8 protein-coding genes are annotated in these 20,403 nt (G+C 42.8%); all 8 read left to right on the top strand.

What is annotated here, in order from left to right; genetic code table 11:
* Window positions 1-75 precede the first annotated feature (75 nt).
* The gene (locus tag AACX68_RS08330) at window positions 76-5,202 is read left to right on the top strand and encodes an SDR family NAD(P)-dependent oxidoreductase (protein ID WP_228858827.1); all 5,127 of its coding nucleotides are present in this window, start codon (window positions 76-78) and stop codon (window positions 5,200-5,202) included.
* Window positions 5,203-5,256: 54 nt separating this feature from the next.
* Complete coding sequence (locus AACX68_RS08325; RefSeq protein ID WP_228858826.1) at window positions 5,257-5,517, top strand: hypothetical protein; 261 nt, start codon at window positions 5,257-5,259, stop codon at window positions 5,515-5,517.
* Window position 5,518: 1 nt separating this feature from the next.
* The gene (locus tag AACX68_RS08320; RefSeq protein ID WP_228858825.1) at window positions 5,519-5,773 is read left to right on the top strand and encodes an acyl carrier protein; all 255 of its coding nucleotides are present in this window, start codon (window positions 5,519-5,521) and stop codon (window positions 5,771-5,773) included.
* Window positions 5,770-6,837 carry a cupin-like domain-containing protein gene (locus AACX68_RS08315; RefSeq protein ID WP_228858824.1) on the top strand — a complete coding sequence of 356 codons (1,068 nt, stop codon included), beginning with the start codon at window positions 5,770-5,772 and terminating at the stop codon, window positions 6,835-6,837. Before AACX68_RS08320 ends, AACX68_RS08315 begins: the two co-directional genes overlap by 4 nt.
* 129 nt (window positions 6,838-6,966) lie before the next feature.
* The gene (locus AACX68_RS08310) at window positions 6,967-7,371 is read left to right on the top strand and encodes a DUF1801 domain-containing protein (protein ID WP_228858823.1); all 405 of its coding nucleotides are present in this window, start codon (window positions 6,967-6,969) and stop codon (window positions 7,369-7,371) included.
* Between the two features lie 31 nt (window positions 7,372-7,402).
* Window positions 7,403-8,293 (top strand): ACP S-malonyltransferase, encoded by an 891-nt coding sequence (locus tag AACX68_RS08305; RefSeq protein ID WP_228858822.1) that lies wholly within the window; start codon window positions 7,403-7,405, stop codon window positions 8,291-8,293.
* 176 nt (window positions 8,294-8,469) lie between these two features.
* The gene (locus AACX68_RS08300) at window positions 8,470-18,459 is read left to right on the top strand and encodes an SDR family NAD(P)-dependent oxidoreductase (RefSeq protein WP_228858821.1); all 9,990 of its coding nucleotides are present in this window, start codon (window positions 8,470-8,472) and stop codon (window positions 18,457-18,459) included.
* Between the two features lie 91 nt (window positions 18,460-18,550).
* Window positions 18,551-20,398, top strand: coding sequence for a phosphopantetheine-binding protein (locus AACX68_RS08295; protein WP_228858820.1), 1,848 nt, complete (start codon window positions 18,551-18,553; stop codon window positions 20,396-20,398).
* Window positions 20,399-20,403: the final 5 nt, after the last annotated feature.

Here is a 20,403-nt window from a genome sequence, read left to right as displayed (position 1 = left end):
GTATTTATAGTCTCCTATAGATATCTAGTTTTTTATATTTTAGAGAGAAAAAGTCAAAGAGAGAGGGATACGCGCATGCATGACAGAGACAAAATTGCTATTGTGGGAATATCTTGCCGTTTCCCAGGATGTTATAACCAAGAGGCATTTTGGAAATTATATCAAGAAAAAAAATCAGCGATTGCTGAAATACCTGAGTTTAGATGGGCTGTTAGTCAACATTACTCACCATATTTTGAAAAAAATAAATCTATAAGTCGTTGGGCTGGTTTGGTAGAAAATTTTGACCGTTTTGATGCACCATATTTTAATATCACACCTCGTGAAGCGGAGTTAATGGATCCTCAGCAGCGCATCTCTTTGGAGTTAGCAGTTGAATGCTTAGAAGATGCGGGTTATGGCGTTTCTGATGTTAAATCAGCTGATATTGGTGTTTTTCTGGGGGTATGTAATTTTGATTACAAAGAACGCCTAGAAAAATCCATAACGAATATTCAAGGGCATCTTTCAACTGGAACTTATACTACGCTAATTCCCAATAGAATCTCCTTCTATTTAGATCTAAAAGGCCCCAGTGTTCCTATTGACACTGCATGCTCAAGTTCTTTGGTGGCACTTTCTTACGCTATGCAATCTATCCATGCGGGTGATTGTGAAGCTGCGTTTGTCGGGGGAGTGAGTTACCTGTTTAGCCATACTTACTTTGTTGCTTTTTCTCAGGCTGGAATGTTGTCCAGAACCGGAAGTTGTAAAACGTTTGATAAGCAAGCTGATGGTTATGTGCGCGGAGAAGGAGCTGGCATGATCCTGATAAAACCGCTTAAAAAGGCATTAGCAGATAATGATCGGATTTATGGGGTAATTGATGCCGTGGCTGTCAATCATGGTGGAAACGTTGCGACAATTACTTCCCCGAATGCTTATGCTCAGGCAAATGTAATAAAAAAAGCGCTTCAGAAAGCCAATATTTCTGCCAATTCAATTTCCTATATTGAATCTCATGGTACGGGAACCCCAAAAGGTGATCCTATCGAGGTAAACGGATTAAAACGTGCATTCCGAGCTCATGCCAAAGAATGTGGAGAAACATTAGGCACCGCATATTGTGCATTATCGGGTTCTAAGACAAATGTTGGACACCTCGAGTCGGCCTCGGGCATGGTCGGTTTGATTAAGGGCCTGCTTTCTATTCAGAAAAAACGCCTGTTACCGATGCTGAATTTTACTGAACTCAATCCCAAAATAATTTTGGAGGAAAGTCCCTTCCGTATTCTTACTGAAGAATGTGACTGGAAGCCAGCAGAAGGAGAAGTTCGGCGTTTTGGTGTCAGTAGTTTTGGATTTGGTGGTGTTAATGCACATGCAATTGTTTCTGAATATCAGGAGCAGAGGGCTTTTAAGCCTGAGCCGACTACACGTGTGTTTGCATTTTCAGCAGCCTCAGATAAGGCACTAAGAGCCTATGCTTTGTTGATTTCGACGTTTCTTCAAAACACCCCCACTGTTTCGGTAAGTGATTGCGCCTACACCCTGGCTCGAAGAACAAATCTGCCGCATCGTGTCGCTTTTATCTATCGCACCCGACAAGAGCTATTGGAAAAAATAATCTCTTTTTCCAATGGATTATCGGCAGCAACACTCTCTGTCGGTGAATATTCGGAATGCGAAAAAGTGACTGCCTGGCTGAATGGAGAAAAAGATAACCTGAGAGATTTATTTTCGGCAGATTATGATCGTATTACTTATGTCCCACCTTATCCTTTTCAGCACAATACATATTTTCCTGATGAGTTTGAAACGAAACAAGATGAAACAGTTGAAAATAAAATCATCAGGAATGAAAAACAGAATAACGCTATTAAGCTGTACCAGATAGAACCCTTATTTTCTTCTGTTACATCCTCTTATGATGAGTTAAATCATGAGAAAAATAGAGCTCCTATTATTTTTTCTATGCTGGATGAAAACCAATCTTCAGTATTGAGAAAACATGTTTCACCTGAGCGATATTTTGAACTGCCCAAATTACAAAATGATGCATCAGGGAGTGATTGGATTAACTGGTATTTACATTTTCTGGGTCAACTGCTCAGAGCTATAGAATTAGTGAAACCTAGTTCATGGATATTATTTTCTAACCGAGAAAATATCTGGGCAAATACACTTTATGCACATGCACTATCACTTGAAAAGGAATTCGGTTTGCCTTGTGGCTGGTATCAATTCCACAATGCCGCTCTTTCACAAGATATAAAACAATACTTAACACTGATTCAAATGCCGGTATCGGGATCTTTCTGTCGACGTTTGAATTATGATGAAAAGGGTTCACAGATACTCTTATTAGAAAATTTACACTATCACGTCAGTGTATTTCCGGCAGAATCAGTACAACATAGTGAATCATTATTGGGTTTTAAGCCGACCATATTAGTTAGTGGAGGAGCCGGCGGTCTCGGGCAAATATTTGCTAAATATTTAGCCAATACGTTTGATGCAAATGTTGTAATTATGGGGCGTCGAAAAAGTAGCGAGTTGCCTGCGGATTATAAAACAGTAGAAAAAGGCACGATTGAGTATATTCAAGCGGACTGTTGTGATCGTCAGGCACTTACCGCTGCCATTGAACATATTATCACTCAGTATAAAAATATCGATCTTGTCATACACAGTGCAGGAAGTATTGATGATCGCAGTATGTTTTTAAAGACGGAACAGCACGTCAGAAATATTGTTGAAAGTAAGGTCATTGGGTGTGAATTATTGGATGAACTTACCGCTTCACTTCCAGTTAAACAATTTATTGTATTCTCTTCAATAACGGCACTATTCGGGAACCCCGGACAAACGGATTATGCTGCTGCTAATCATTACCTCACCGCGTTTGCACATAACCGAAATAAGAAACAATCGGCAGGGTTACGAACGGGGCGAACGACGGTGATTTACTGGCCTTACTGGTTGGATGGCGGCATGAGAATCAGTAAATCAGCTTTGTCCATGTTACAGGAAACAACCGGTACTGATCCTTTGTTAACCGATGATGGCATCCGGATTTTTAATCATGCGCTGATTCATCAGCCCGCAGAACTCTGTGTTGTAGCCGGAGAAGGTAAGAAAATCGATGAAGTGCTTAATCGTCGGTCTGTAGGTCAGTCAATATTAAAAAACAGGCAAGAGCGGGTTTCCGCTATTTTGTCAGTAATTACGGAAATAACCGGGTTACAGCCAGAAAATATCGATTTAAAAATGCGTTTTTCTGATATGGGAATTGATTCTATTGCGATGCAGGGAATCACGCGGGAACTCAGTCAGATAACGGGAATGATGATAAACAGTGTAGTTTTGGCGCAAAACCCTAGCGTACATGCTTTGGTAGAATATTTGAGTCAACATGCTGAAAAATCGGGTAATGAAGACGACCTTATACAGGAAAAAACTGAACTTCATGCCTCTTCACCAATAGATTTTGATGAAAAAGATGTTGGCGTTATTGGCATTGACTTGCATTTGTGTGGTGCTGAACATTGGCGTGATGCGTGGCCATTGTTCAGCCAGAAAATTCTGATGCCTGAAATTTACCCTGAAGCACGCTGGCAGATGTTACCGGATGAATTAACCAGAAACATCGAAAGAGAAAAGATACAGGGATATTTCATGAAGGACAGTTTGGCTTTCGACTATAAATTTTTTGGCCTGTCCCGTCGGGAAGCCATGTTGATGGATCCCCAGCATAGAATGTTGGTGGAAAGTGTCTGGTCTGCAATCACTGATGCGGGTTATTCACCGGAACAATTTAATCAACGAAAGACGGCGGTTTTTGTTTGTATTGATGCGAATGATTACGCATTAATTGCTGAATTTGATTCATCAATTGATGAGTTCTCAGTTGGTGCATCAACACCTTATTTGTCGGCCAATCGATTATCCCATTTATTTGATTTCAAAGGTCCAAGTGAAACACTGAACGTTGCTTGTGCGAGTGTTTATTCCGCTGTCGAAAAAGCAAAGGCATTAATTAATTCAGGCGTTGTGGATCAAGCAGTTGTTGCCGCTACACAAATTAACCTATTACCTTCTCGTTTTACCGCACTGCAGAAAAGAAACTTGCTGAGTGTGGATGGTATGGTCAGGCCTTTTGATAAAAATGCACATGGGTTTGTGCGTAGTGAAGGAGTCGGCTGTATTCTGCTGAAAAATTTACAATTAGCGATGAAAGATAACGATGAAGTTTTAGCCAATGTAAAAAGTGCGGCAAGTTGGCACGGAGGGCAGGGAGATTCTTTCACTGCACCAAACGCTTCTACCCATATGAATGTCATGACAAGTGCGTTTAAAGAGGCAAATGCGGATATTGAGAGACTGCAATATGTTGAAGCGCATGGTATTGCATCTTATGTAGGTGATCTCAGTGAAGCTGATGCTATTACAGCATTTTTATCACAGTCAGCGCTTGCATCCTGTGTAGTCAGTTCAATGAAATCGAACGTGGGGCATCTTGAGGTTTGTTCCGGTATTGCAGGATTTGTTCGGACAATACTGGCGATGAAACACCAACAGATACCGGGTATTTCAGAATTACATGAGTTGAATGAAAATATTGATAGCCATCGGTTACGCATCAAAAATATTAGTCAGCCTTTTAATCAGCCTGAAGGATTAGTGGGTTTACTCTCATATGGATTAGGCGGTGTTTCAGCATTTGTCCTGTTGGAACCTGTTACTACTCATGCAGAAAATCGAATTGTTGAAAATAAAGAACAAGAACTTTGGTTCTGCCTGTCGGCCAATAATATTGAGTCGTTAAAACGGTATGTGAATTCAGTAATAGAACAGATTCACCGATATCGTCATATCACACCACTACCCCAGTTAATATCGACATTACGGTTTTATCGTCAACATTTAGATGTGCGATTGGTAGTGAAAATCAGCAGTTATGAGGAGCTGCTCGATAAATTGGCGTCATTTTTGGCAGGCCAAAGCGTGGACGAGTTACACACCTCCGTGAACAGCCAGAATGATGAAACACTGGCCGTATTGCCGGAAACATTGCATAGGTGGTTAAAGAAAAAAAGCGGTGATGAAAAAATCACCTCTCCCATGAGTAAACGGAGTTTCTGGCCGAAATATCCGTTCGATCACTCATCACCGCTTTACATTATACCAAAGAGGGAAAATGCCGGGTTGAATGAAAAATAAAATAATTCAAAAGGGTATATTACTAACGAGAAATAACTGTGGAGAATATAAGTTATGGATAAAAAAGAAGATTCATTCATAAATGCACTAAAAGAGATGATGGCAAAAGCCATGATGTTAGGTTTGTCGTGCTCTGAAAATAAAATGCAGGTTAGTATTCTGGATGATCAGAATATTGAGATCGTATCGAAATTAATTTCGCTATATGAATCGACAAATAATTTTTTAGTTATTGCGGGAATAGAAAAATCAGCCGATGAAATACTTCCGTTGTATAAAGAAATTATATCTCAACTTCCGGAAGAGAGAGTCTGATATGGTTAACTTAGAAGAGATTAAAGATTTTCTCAGTAAGGAAGTGACCACTGCTATGTATATGGCAGCCGATGAATTAGAACCGGATGCTTTATTTTCAAGCTATGGTTTGGAATCAATTACGTTAGCAAAAATAGTGGCAAATATTAATGAAAAGTTTCTGATTCACCTTTCCATAAAGGATATTTTACCGTATCAGAGCGTTAATAAGGCAGCTAATTTTATTCATTCCATACTTGAGGAGAAAGTCTCATGACAAAATCATATTCAAATTATGACTATGTGGATCTACCTGAAAAAGAACGTCTGGAATATGAACGTATCTTTTTCTTAAGAAACTTTTTTTTAAAACCAGACTTGTTTCAGAACGAGTTAAAACAAGCTGAACAAAATATGGCATTTACATTACCGGCTTTAGAATCTGGCTACTCAGAAATAGAAACTTATGAGGTAGGCGAGCTGACTTGGCAGAAACTGGCTCAAATTTATGCGGAAGATATTCGTCCTATTGTCATTAAAGGGTTTGCTTCATCTTTCCCTTGCGGGCAGCTTTGGACGCCAGAGTATTTCCGGGATAATTTCGGAGATTTTCAACTTTGGTATTCGACAACAGAAAAATTGTTTGAAGAAAATGGAACCTCGCTACGTGATTATATTAATGGGGTATTAAAAGGGGATATCAGCCGAGCCTATCTTGAGAACTTAAGTGATATATTTAATAAATATCCGATTCTGCATCAACAAATTGGTATTGACCGCATTGATCATTTCTTAGGTGATTTTGCCTCATACCACAAAATTGCCCAGCTTTTCATAGGTGGCCCGGGGACAGGTGCTGTTTACCATTGTGCAAATGAGCTGAATTGCTTCCTGAATATTTATGGGCGTAAAGAATGGATATTTGTTCATCCAAAATATTCTGCAGCTATGTATAGTTCCATGTTTAATAAAGGTATTTTTGTAGGCTCATTTGTCAAACATAATGCACCAGTAAGATATTTAGAAGAACATCAGCCGCTTTATAACCGAATCCCTAAACTGAGAATTACATTAGAGCCGGGGGATATGTTAATTAATCCACCGTGGTGGTGGCATGCAATTAATAATCAACCGCCAGTTTCCATTGCTATCGCTTCCCGCTGGAAGATTGAAATGCCTTATCAGCATCAGAATCCGCTCTATGAATTTGTTCAATCCCAGAGAATGGAAAGACTGACGCTGGAAGGGAAGAAAATGTCTGATAATGATGTTGTTGTACCTGACAGTGAATTACGTAAAAAATATGTCTCTTATAAAGAGATGGGATGGGTTGGGAACTGATTGCTAAAAGTGACATGTCTTTGGGATAAAATTCAGAAACCATAATATTATAAGGTTTATTATTAATCTAAAGACTGTGTTGTGTGAGATAGCCACAACGCAAAAATTAACGAACAAGGTAGCAATCTAATGAAAGAATTTCAGAATCAAGAAGTCCACTCAGTATTTGAACATTATCCTGAGCAGCATCAAAAATTATTATTAACGATAAGAGAATTAATATTTGATGTCGCATCAAAAACGGAGGGAGTCGGTTCAATTACTGAGACTCTGAAATGGGGTCAACCCAGCTACCTGACTCTTGAAACAGGATCGGGAACGACTATTCGATTAGATCGTTTCGGTCATTCGCATGTGGCTATCTTTTTTCATTGCCAGACCACTCTGGTTGATACATTCAGAACCCTTTTTCCCGAATTAATTTATTCAAAGAATAGGGCTATTGTTTTAGATCCGGAAGATGATTTACCAACAAATGAGTTGAGTATATGTATTGAAATGTCACTCACTTATAAGTTGAGGAAAAAAAGATAATAATTTCATTTTAAAAAGCAGGATGTGAACAATGAAAACCTGTACTGTCGTAATGTTTCCCGGACAGGGAGCCCAGTTTCAAGGCATGGGGCGCAACCTGTTTGATAAATATGAATATCACATGAGGCTCGCACAACAAGTATTAGGGTATTCACTCGTTAAGGTGTGCGAAAATGAACCCAATGTGCTTAACAAAACTGAATTCACACAGCCTGCTCTGTTTGTTACTAATATTCTCCATTATTTAGATGGCTTGGAGAAACATGGGACGGAAGCTGAAATTTTTGTGGGCCATAGTCTGGGTGAATATTGTGCTTTGTTTGCCGCGGGTGCTTTTAGTTTTGAAACAGCGCTATCTATTGTTCAAGAACGGGGTCGATGTATGGCTCTTTGCTCTGAGGGAGCGATGGCTGCCGTTATTGGTCTTAAATTAGAGCGGGTAGAATCTTTATTAGCGGACTCTGAATTTCCTGATTTAACGATAGCCAATTTTAATTCCCCAACACAATTTATTATTTCAGGCTCTCAATCTGAATTATCTCAATTTAGGAATAGTGTATTAAAGGCGAAAGGTATTTTTCATCCTTTGCAGGTTAATGGTGCATTTCATTCGAAAAGAATGGAAAGCATTGCCAGAGAATTTAAAAGCTTCCTTGAAAGTGTTGAGATTTATTCACTGAAGGCTCAGGTATTATCGAATGTAACAGCGGATTATTATCCATGCAATAATCGTGATCAACTCATCGATTTATTAGTTAAACAATTATCGCACCCTGTGCGTTGGCAACAATGCATGGAAAAACTATATTCTGATAAATTTATTTCAGGTAAACCTATTTTTGGTTTTGAATATGGACCAAAACCGGTGGTAGGGCCATTAGCCAAGAAAATACTAGGTGAGCATATTACACTGATGAATTAATACATTGATCTTTAATCTAATTGGTGATGGTGAATTAATTTTTATATCAGTAAATTTTATTTTTAAATCTATTGTTTGCACGTGGGTTAATATTTTTACTCTGTGCGAATGGGCTGGTTTTATTTAAAAGAAATCATTTTTTATTGTTTGCCAGAATACAAATAGGAGAGTTATTGATGGAATATTCTATCATTGGCGTAGCTGCACAATTTTGTGGAGGTTTGTCATTGTCTCATTATTGGCAGACGTTAGTTGAAGGCGGCTCTTTGATGGGAGTGATCGACGAAGAACGCTATCAACTTAATAATCGCCAAACGCCGGTTAAGTGGGGGATCAAGGAAAAGATACGCGGTATGTTTCTTGAAGATATTGATAGCTTTGACAGGCATATCTTCCCTCTCTCGGGTTCTGCAATTATGTTTGCAGACCCACGGCAGAGATTGTTTCTACAAACCTGCTGGCAACTTCTTGAGGATGCAGGATTAGCCGCATCAACACTAGCAGGCAAGAAAGTGGGAGTATTTGTTGCTCAGGATGGCTGGTATTTAAATTCTTATGTCGACAGAATTCCAGATGAACATAAGGAAAGTCAGGAGTTTATTGTGCCAGGAAATGATCCCTGTTTTCTGGCAAATCGGGTTTCTTTCTTTTTCAACTTCCATGGCCCATCTATTGTTGTTGATACAACCTGTTCAAGTGCTTTTGTCGCTTTGGATATGGCATGTCAGGCACTGGAAGACGGCGATTGTGACTACGCTATCGTAGGGGGAATTTCGCTGTTCTTAAATCCCTGGAAAGCGGGAGAAACAACAGCCACACCGTTTGAAACCAGCGGAGAGGATATTCACAGTTTTTCTGAAAAGGCTTCAGGATACAGAACTTCAGAAGGATGCGCGGCTTTACTTTTGCAAAGAAACAGCGATGAAGTAAATCAGCGCCATCATGTTTATGGTGTCGTGCAGGCCAGCGGCCATAATTCTGGTGGTAAAACCAATTCATTTGCCCAGCCCAATAAAGAACAACAAATCAATCTGTTTCAGACCGTATTAAAAAGAGCGAACCTTTTGCCTGAGCAGATTAATTATATCGAAGCACATGGCGTTGCATCCCAAATGGGAGATGCGATTGAAGCGAATGCTTTGGTGGATGTTTTCGCCCGCCCGCAGAACGCGGCACCCTGCTATGTGAGTACGGTCAAACCCAATATTGGCCATAACCATGCCAGCTCCGGGTTTTACGCCATCATCAAGGGATTGATGGCGTTCAGGTATAACCAGATCCCTTTGATTCGCGGATTGGATAAAGCGACGTTGAATGCCGGCATTCCATCCGATACTCAGGGGATTCAGTTCCTGACAGAGACGGTTGACTGGCCACAATCTGAGGAAGGAACACCCCGGCATATATTTTTCAGCAGTTATGGGTTCAGCAACGTCAATGCGGCTATTGTCCTGCGGGAACCCGATAACTCATCTGCCACCAAAATAAGTCCTCTGGTGGAAACGGTAACAGAAAAGCCGGTATTGGTTTGTCTGTCTGCAAAAAGTGATGAACAGCTTTACCAACAGGTAGTCAATCTGTGTAAGACGGTCAGTGAGCCGGATTTTACTGAGAATTTCAATCTGCATGAACTTGCTTGGACACTTAGCACAGGAAGAGAAGCGTTTACGCATCGTTGGGCAACTCTGGTTTCGTCAACAGAACAACTCCGGTGCGTATTAGAAGCGTTTACTGAATCGCCGGAAAAACAATACCCAACAATCTATCAGGGAATATTGGCCCAAAATGTACGGGAAGAAGTATTAACAGCTCAACGCGCTGAACTTGCCGTGGCAGCAAATAATGGGTTTCCGGTAACGTCATTAGAAACTGTTGCGAGATGCTGGATTACCGGTGTTGATATTGACTGGATGCAGTATTGGGGAGATGCGGAATGGCGGCGTATTCCTTTACCTACCTATCCGTTTGCGAAAACTTGCTATTGGGTGCCTAAAGGTGAAATTCGCAGCCTATCGTCACAGGAGGTCTCTTCTCAGAAAGGAGCCAGCCAATTTATCCATCCGTTTGTCCACCAAAATACTTCTGATTTTGCGGAACAGCGCTTCAGCACCACATTTTCCGGTGAAGAATTCTGCCTGAAGGGGCATGTGATTCACGGTATCCGCGTATTGCCGGGAGTCGGGCATTTAGAGCTGGCCCGCGTTGCGTCACATCACTCTTTCGGCTCAACACCGAATTCTTCGTCAGAAGTGAAGGAAAAAACCGGACTGGCGCTGAAAAATGTCGTCTGGGCGCAGATTATCGGTGTCATTGATGAACCTCAGCAGGTACATATTCGTTTTATCAATCATGGAAATGGTGAAGCAGGTTATCAACTATATAGCGGGGCAGAAGAAGAGACGATCCATAACACCGGCGTAGCGACACGAAAAGCGCTCACACCAGCACCTGTCTATGATATTGACAACCTAAAATCCAGATATCTGCAAAACGCATACTCTCCTAAGCAATACTATGACATGTATTACGCGCTGGGCTTATACATGGCACCTGACTATCAGGGCATTGAAGAACTTTATATGGGGATGGATCATGTTTTGGCAAAACTGTCACTGCCTGAATCTCTGAAGCCAACCAGAGATCAATTTGTTTTGCATCCCTGTTTAATGGATGGGGCTCTTCTCTCATCCGTCGGGCTTTTAATGCGTTTTGGCGATCTCAATCGGCCCATTCCACCTAAATGTTTAATCCCTTTTGCCCTTGATGAAATTGAATTTCATGATGAAGAATCCCAATTACACTGGGCCTGGATCAGTTATAGCTCAGACAGTAGTGCTTCGGATCCTTTCCCGAAAGTTGATGTCGATTGTTGTGATATTAACGGCAAGGTGTGTATTCGGTTCAAAGGATTCAGTTGTCGGGGATTGGGTGCGCAGTCTGCGCCACCGGCAGAGGAGGCACCGTATTTATTACAGCCTCAGTGGAAAAATCAGGCGTTGCCTGCTGATACTGCATTACGCGCTGCCACAAAACGCATCGTGTTCCTGTGTGAATTAGAGAGTCTTCAATCTGAGCTGTTGTTTAGGTCAGATACCGACACATGTGAATATATTGTATTGCCCAAAATTCTTCATGACGAATCGCCGTTAAAAAGGCAACAAAACGTTATTACACTCTGTAAAAAAATTGATGATCTGATTCAGCATTCCCCTACAGAACCCATACTTATTCAGTTGGTATTACCGGAAGCCCGTCCGGAATATGCCATCGTGACCGCGCTATTAAAAACAGCCTATCAGAACAATGCCAATCTGCTTAGCCAGACGATTTATTGTGATGATGAAGATGGGCTTATTGAGAAATTGTCAGAGGAAACCTCACAAATAAAATATGACACCGTTCTATGGCAATCGGAGGAACGCTGGGTTCCGCATTGGACTGCCTGGACGCCTGAAAGTGGTTCTGTGGACAATTTAACACCTCCGTGGAAAGAAAAATCTGTTTACTTAATTGTCGATGAAGATGGCAGCATGGGGCGTGCGATTGCCAGAGATATTACAACGCATACCGATTCAGCTATTGCCATTGTTTTGAGTGAAAGTGAAAAGAACCAATACCAAATCACAATAGCATCAAAGACGACAACGATTAACGACAGTGTTATTTGTCTTGATACGGTCACATTAGCGGCACTTGTTAGCCGAATTGAGCAAAATTTTGGCGCACTGCGGGGCGTATTTTTCTGTGTGGGGACACACTTTGCAACAAATTCACAGCATACAGAGAACCAAGCCTTAACTTCAATACTTGAACGTTATCAGGGACTGTCACGGCTGGAGAAAGTCACTCAGGGGGTGCCGCTTGATTTCTTTACAGTTCTGACCTATCGGGATGGTGTATTAGGTAGCTCTGGGCATCCTCTGTTTTCTGCCTATTGTGCTGCGGTCAATAACTTTGTTCGTCACAGTCAACAGAGTCCTGAATCAACACAATATCAAAAGCAAACACTGTCATTGATCCTGCCTCAATCTAACGGAACAAATGAGGGGGAATTTATTCGCCATATGGCGCTTCAGTCTTTATATCAGGCACTACATGAGAGATTCAGTGGTGAATTGATGCTGATGGAAGGCGGAACAATAGAGCGTTTCAGAGCAGAAATGCTGGGAATTCGTCCTTATTATGAACCTGCTTTCTCGTCAACTACAGAAAATAACGTCAACTCACTGGCCAGTCAGGAGCAGGTATCATCCGATCTCGAACCTACTGCGGTGGATTTGATTAAGAGGGTTGTGAGCAAGGCGGTAAGCCTTCCTTTAGCCGAAATTGATGAAAATGCTGGCATGGAAAAATATGGAATAGATTCCATTTTATCCATCAAGATGACGGAAGCACTGGAACAGGATTTCGGTGTCCTGCCGAAAACCCTGTTTTTTGAATATCTCACCATCCGGGAACTGGCGGCTTATTTTGTTAAGCATCATCGCCTTGTTTTACTGGAAGGGGCACAAAACCACTCACAAAACAAAAACGTTCAGACATCATCAATCTCAGAAGGTTCTCGCCTGTCAGTACAACCGTTTCCCGGCAGAACAGACAAAACAGAAAACCTTTTTGTTTCTCAGACAGGCGAGGTAGCGAATACCACTTCCGAGTCAGATGATATCGCCATTGTTGGTCTGGCCGGACGTTTTCCTCAGGCAAGAAATATGCGTGATTTTTGGCAGCTTCTGAGAGAAGGGCAGGATTGCATTACCGAAATACCTTTTGAGCGCTGGGATCATTCGCGTTATTTCGACATGGATAAAACTAAACGAGGCAAAACCTACGGCAAATGGGGCGGTTTTATTGATGGTGTTGATGAATTTGATCCACTGTTTTTTAACTTGTCACCCCGCGATGCGCGTGTGATGAGTCCGCAGGAACGGTTATTTTTACAATGCGCCTACGAAACAATTGAGGATGCGGGATATAGCCACAGAACATTAGGTTCCCGTGATTGGACACGGCTACCGAAAAAGACAGGCGTATATGTGGGGGTCATGTATGGAGAATATGAGTTTTATAGCATAGAAGAATTGGCAAAAGGGAACGTGCTGGAGCAGTCTATCGTGACGGGCAGTTTCGGCTCAATAGCCAATCGGGTATCGCATTTCTTTAATATCAATGGGCCAAGCCTTGCGGTCGATACCATGTGTTCTTCCTCACTGACGTCTATTTACCTTGCCTGCCAGGCACTCAGACAGGGGGATATTGAGATGGCGCTGGCGGGGGGCGTTAATGTTTCTATTCATCCTAATAAGTATTTGATTCTGGGTCAGTCTAAATTTTTGTCTGATGAAGGACGATGCCAGAGTTTTGGTGAGGGAGGAACCGGATATGTTCCGTCAGAAGGGGTGGGAGCGGTTTTACTGAAACCGTTGACGAAGGCTATTGCAGATGGCGACCATATTTATGGTGTTATCAAGGGTATCGCCGTTAATCACGGTGGTAAAACCAACGGTTACACGGTCCCTAACCCTATCGCACAAGCTGAGGTGATTTCTCAGGCGATCCAGTCTTCAGGGGTGTCTCCGCGTGCCATTAGCTATATTGAAGCACATGGAACAGGGACTTCACTGGGAGATCCTATTGAAATAGCGGGTCTCAGCCGGGCATTCCAGCAATGTTTACAGGATAACGACACACAGGAAGGCGCATTCTGTGCAATAGGCTCAGTAAAATCTAATATGGGGCACTGTGAAAGTGCGGCGGGTATTGCAGGTGTCGCCAAAGTACTCATGCAAATCAAGCACCGGCAGTTAGTGCCTTCTTTACATAGCCGTGAATTAAACCCCAATATTGATTTTGACGCCTCACCGTTTTATGTGCAGCGTGAACTTGCAGATTGGAAAAGACCGCTGTTGGGTGAGCTAGGCCAAAACAAAAAGGAGCAATCAGAACATCCCAGAACAGCAGGAATTTCATCATTCGGAGCCGGAGGAACCAATGCTCATTTGGTTGTACAGGAATACATTCCTGCTAACGACTTAAACTCCATCAATAATACCGACTGGCCAAAATGGGCTGTTATCCCTCTATCAGCAAAAAATCACGACCAGCATCGTGAATTGGCGCAAAACTTATCACAGTATCTTAAAGAGCAGGCGAAATGGTATTCAGAGGTGTCCAAAGCAGAATATCTGCATAGTCTTGCCTATACCTTACAGACAGGGCGGGAAGAAATGGAAGAGCGGGTCACCTTTATGGTTGATTCCCTTTCTGCCCTGATTGATAGCTTAAAGGTTTTCTCCCTGTCCTGCTTACCCTCAGCGCGTTTCTGGATGGGACGAGTAGAAAAATCTAAATCAGCAAAACAGCTAATGACTCCCGTTTATGCAGGAAAAGATAAGCAGGAAGAAGAATACGAGCAGTTACAGCAAATCGCCAGCGCCTGGACTCAGGGGCATGACATTGATTGGCAGGGGTATTATCAATCCCTTCCTGTACGGCCAAATCGCCTCAGTTTACCGACTTATCCTTTTGCCCGGGAAAGATACTGGATACCTGAACCGGAAGCTCAGGCAGCCGATTTTTCTGTTGCAGTGGAAGAGATAGATTCAACGAAAGAGATGACCTCGACGGTGTTATATACATCGGGTTGGGAACAATGTGATATTAGTCAGAGTACGACGTATGCAATGAAGCCCAAGCGTACTGATCTATTTGTCATTGGGAATGCCAATGAAACCTTACTGACAGAGCTGGCTTTGTTAACTAGTGTGGATAACGTACATTATCTCCGTACAGAAAATGACCTTCATACTGATAGCCTGCATTCAAGCTCTTTATCTGATCTTGTTTTGCGATTAACTAATTATTGCCAGCAGCGAATCCATTCCGGTCAGGGATTACCGACATTCATTGCGGTTTTTGCACCATGGAAAAATAACGGATTACCTTACCGCGCTTTATTGGGGGCACTCAGAACCCTCAGCATGGAATTTCCTGTGGTACAAACGAAACTTATTCTGGATGCGGCACTGGATAATGCAGACAGTGAAACTTTCATCCGGCATGCAGAAAAAGAACTCCTTTCTTTAGATCAACTTTCATCTGCTGTGTGCTATCAGGAAAAAGACCAGCGCTTTGTCTGGCGTCAAAAAGCGGTAGAACCGACAGACTTAACGAATCTTCCTTCGTTGTTTACTCATGAATGCAGGACGATTTGGATTACAGGTGGTCTGGGAGGATTGGGATACCAGATTGCACAATATATCGGCACAAAAACAGGCGCACAGCTTGTGTTATCAGGGCGTTCTGTTCTTGATGCTGATAAAGAAGCTCAACTGGACTCACTAAGAAAACGCGGAATAAAAGCCGAATATGTGCCATGCGATGTGAATAACTACGCTGTACTGGAAAAAACCATGCTGCTTATCCGCCAGCGTTTTGGTGCTCTGCATGGCGTTATTCATTGTGCCGGTGTTATCCATGATGCTCTGACTATCAATAAAACAGAGGAAGAAATTGACCATGTGATCACCACTAAGGCATCAGCGGCTTGTCTGCTGGATGAAGTGACTCAACACGAACCACTGGCATTTTTTGTCATGTTCTCCTCACTTGCCTCTCTGGGAAATATCGGCCAGATAGATTATGCGGCGGCAAACGCCTTTCTGGATACATTTGCTGAATATCGTGAAGATTTAGTTCAGCAGAAGCAAAGAAGCGGAAAAAGCCTGTCAATTAACTGGCCTCTTTGGCAGGAAGGCGGCATGAACGTGACGCCGAGAGTAGCAAAACACATGTTTGATACCTTTGGTATCGTCCCGCTGGATACAAAAACCGCACTGGAAATACTGGAAATGGCGATTCGCTCACCGTTCTCTCAGTTTGGTGTGATGAAGGGGGATGAGCAAAAGATTAAGGATTACCTGAGATTATCTGACGATTCTTTACCTGTTACACCGCTGTCTGTATCAGATCACAAAGATTCGGATATCACATTTAATGATAAGAATATGGATTCTGTTAATCCGAGTGAATCAGATAAAAGTGAGTCAGGTAACTTGGCTGCCGCCATTGCGGATATTGCAGCCGGAAAATTATCAGAACTACTGGGAATGCGTAGCGAAGCCATCGATATTCACCGGCAGTTTGGCGATTATGGCATGGATTCTGTCGGACTCATTGAGCTGGCTGAGTATATTAATTCTCGTTTTGGCGTCACTCTGTCACAGGCGAGTTTTCTGGAGTTCAACACATTAAATCGTGTGGCAGAACACCTGATACAACTGTTGCCAGAGCCGAGCATTCCAGTCCCTTCCGACATTTTGCCTTCTGACACGTCATCTTCCGACATACCAGACGCTGTCAGCACGCCTTCTTTTGCCATTGTGGGCTATGACTGTACATTTCCTGGTGCAAAAAATGCACAAGCGTACTGGCAGAATATTGTCCAAAAAAACATTTCTATTCAAGGGATCACGCAGGAGAAATGGCAACAACGGCATATTCTCACTCCTTCCGATAAAGAAGAAGCGGTAAAACGCATGCAGTTATTCGGTTTTTTACCGGATATCGATCAGTTTGATGCTGAATTTTGGGGTATTGATGCCGAAACGGCAAAACAGATAGATCCGCAGCAACGCCTGCTTATGCAGTGTATCTGGCGATGTGTTGAACATGCGGGTTATGACTTGGAAGACCTCACTCAGCGTAAAGTTGGGTTATTTGTTGCCGCTGATTCCACAGACTACAAATCCCTGATTAAGGATCATTCTCTGATTAACAACATCGAAGGTTGTGGCGGGTTACAGGCGGGCCTCAGTCTGGGCATGATGGTAAATCAGATCTCCTATTTCTTCAATTTTACCGGCCCGAGCGAAGTGGTTGATAACGCCTGCGCCAGTGTGTTTGTTGCGCTGCAAAAAGCCCGGCAGGCGATCCTACAGGGTGATTGTGACGTGGCGGTTGTCGCGGGGGTTAAAGTCATCCTTGATTTTATGGAGTTTTATATCCGGGATCAGGGAGGCATTCTCAGCCAGTCAGGAAAAATGGCGCCTTTTGACTACACGGCAGATGGCTATATCCGGGGTGAAGGTGTGGGTGCCGTCATGATTAAGCCTCTGGAACAGGCACATCTGGAACGTGACCCTGTCCGGGCCATCATCCGGGGTATCGGGATTTCTCATAATGGCCGGAGTGCTTTTTCGTCGATGGCACCGAGTGTTGAGAAACAGGAAGAGAATATCAAAAAAGCCTATCAGACAGCGGGGATCGATCCTTGTTCTGTTGACTATATTGAAGCCCACGGTTCTGCGACTCAATTTAATGATGTCAGTGAAGTTGCAGCTTTTAAAAAGGTTTTCTCAGAAAATCAGACCGATTCACATCGTTGTGTCATCAGCGCAGTGAAAGGCAATATTGGTCATCTGGAAGCCGCTTCAGGCATGGCCTCCCTGATTAAGGTGATTCTTGCTATGCAGCATGGCGTCATTCCACCGATTGCTTCTTTCTCTCAATTACATCCTTCGATTTTTATTGAGAACACGCTCTTGTTCTTTCCGCGTGAGCCGGTTCTGTGGCAACAGGCCAGTTCAGACAAAACACAGCCAAGACGGGCCGGATTGAACTCGATTGGAATCACGGGAGTTAATGCGCATGTCATTTTGGAAACCCCTGAACAGCGCGAAGTGCCGGTTTTCTCCCAAAGGAAAGAACACGTTCTTATTCCTATTTCGGCGAAATCTGAGAAAACCTTAAAGGTGTATCTGAGTCAGTGGCTGGATTATGTGCATCAAGAAAAATCAGTCGGTCATGATAACCCCACGACGTTAAGAAATCTGGCTTACAGCGCCCAGACGGGGCGTGCGGATATGCCATTCCGCACGGCGATCATTGTCAATGATTTAGAAAAACTCATCGCAACGCTGGAGTGGATGATCACAGGAGAAAACGGAACGCCGCCAGCGGGGGTGGTTGCGACGGGTGTTGTTTCTTCAAAAAGCCGCTTCCCCAAAAAGCAGGTTGCATTTTCCACCACATTGCCCGTGTTGAAACAACTGGCGGACGATTGGGTCACAGGTGCCTGTATAGACTGGCGGGCTTTTGCGCAGGGGCACGGAGTTTACGTTGACATTCCCGGTTACCCGTTTGACGAACAGCGATATTGGTTCCTATAGGGAACCCATTTTTAGAACCAGAAACACGCAAATTAACGCCGTTATCCAAGAGATAACGGCACAACAATGTATTGGAAAAGGAAGTAAAAAGATGAGTGAAGTTAATGAAAAAAATAATTTATTGGACTCATTGAAAACCATCGCAAAAGAAATATTGCAGCAAAGCGGTGATATTAGTACTGAGGCACATATTCAGGATCTGGGGTTTGATTCTAAATCGCTGGTTATCTTTACGGATAAAATTTCCGGTGTGCTGGATAAAGAGGTACATCCCGGTGTGTTATTTGAGTTCACCACGCTGGAGAAATTTGCTGATTATCTTATGAATTATCAGACATCAGCAGCGAAGCGATTTCTAACCGCCTTATCCTCACCCACATTAACAGAAGAAACATTAACAAAAGAAACATTAACTGCGGGAAAGGTGTGTCTTTCTCAAGGAAATGAAAACAGCTGTCAGAAAACCTGCTCCTCTAAAAATACGAATGATCTTGCCTATATGACGGGAATGACCCGGGGCATAGAACAAAACATCCCGGTGATTATAGGGGGAGGTATTGCAGGTATGCTCATCAGCTATCAGCTTAGTCAGGAGAAGATCCCGCATATCATCGTCGGTAAGCCGGAAATTGGTGATATGCCAAAACTGGGTGAATCAATGACAGAGGTAGTGAGTATTGAATTTGCCCGCCGTTTTAAAAATCTGTCCCGATATTTCTATCCCAAAGAGTTCACGCCATTTTTTATGGGGGAATTAGTTGCCGGGTTACGGTTCCATTTTTTCGAATCGCTGGCTTCGCTTTTCATGGAAGAAGATATTCCTGAACATTTTATTCATATCGACAGGCTCGGATTTGATAAGGCGCTGTATGAAGAGACTGTTGCAGCTCCTGAATGTACTTGGATTGAAGCCTTAGTAGAACACGTTGAATATTCTGAGGATAGTGACAAAGTTTCATTACTTCATCTGTCCGATGGACAGATTATTCAACCTTCTTATGTTTGGGATTGCACCAACCATGTCCGTTTATTAGGGCGCAAAATCGGGCTTTCCTATACCGAGCTGGACAGCCGCCGACAGGTGATTTTTACCCATTATTATCAAAAAGCGGGTAGTAAACTTTGTGATTCCAAAGAGCTTCCCTGGATGCACGCAACATCATTGCTGAGTGCAGATGAAGAGTTCGATCAGCTGAAAGGCGTTTCCTGGCTAATACCGCTAGGTGATTATGTCTCCGTTGGTATCAGTATGCTGCCTGACGATGTGAGAGATCGCACAGCAGAAGAGATTATTGCCTTGCTGACAAAAGCCTACCAGAGACGGGGATTAGATTACTCAGCACATTTCACCTGCCGTCGGGAAATAGTGAGCCTCCCGACCCAACATTTCATATATGAACGATTTACCGGTAAGAACTGGGCACTGGTTGGCGGAAGTGGGATCAGTACATGGTTTACTTCCGGCTCAAATTTAAGTATCGCGACCCTAATGTCCTCTATCGCGCCAAAAATCATTCAGTCACCGGAACTCTACGGTGAATATTACACCACGCATGTCCGTGGTTTTGCGAAAACACAGACGATTTATGATGCTTTCATGGAATCAAATATTGGCTCCGTGGATGCGCTTAAGTTTTTAAGTGGCGTGGTTGAACAGGCAAGAAGCCGTATCACGTCTTTCTTCCTGCTTGATGAAATAGAGGGAAAATCCAGCGGTAAAGTGGCTCGTGAGCTTTGGCAGGAAAATACCGTCATTGATAAGGAATACTTCGATTTTCTGAGACAGATAGCCACTCATGCCCGTCCCGAAGATCGTCAGCAACAAACTGATTTGATATTCCAGAAGCTCATGCAGTTAGAGTCAATGGAACATCAGGTACGACTGCCTTACTTAAAAGACAGCAAAGTAAGACAGGAAAAACCTCAATTATTCATATGATTATG

It is taken from the genome of Xenorhabdus sp. PB61.4, assembly GCF_963894935.1.
Taxonomy (GTDB): domain Bacteria; phylum Pseudomonadota; class Gammaproteobacteria; order Enterobacterales; family Enterobacteriaceae; genus Xenorhabdus; species Xenorhabdus stockiae.
This window is presented reverse-complemented; position numbering and strand designations above follow the sequence as displayed.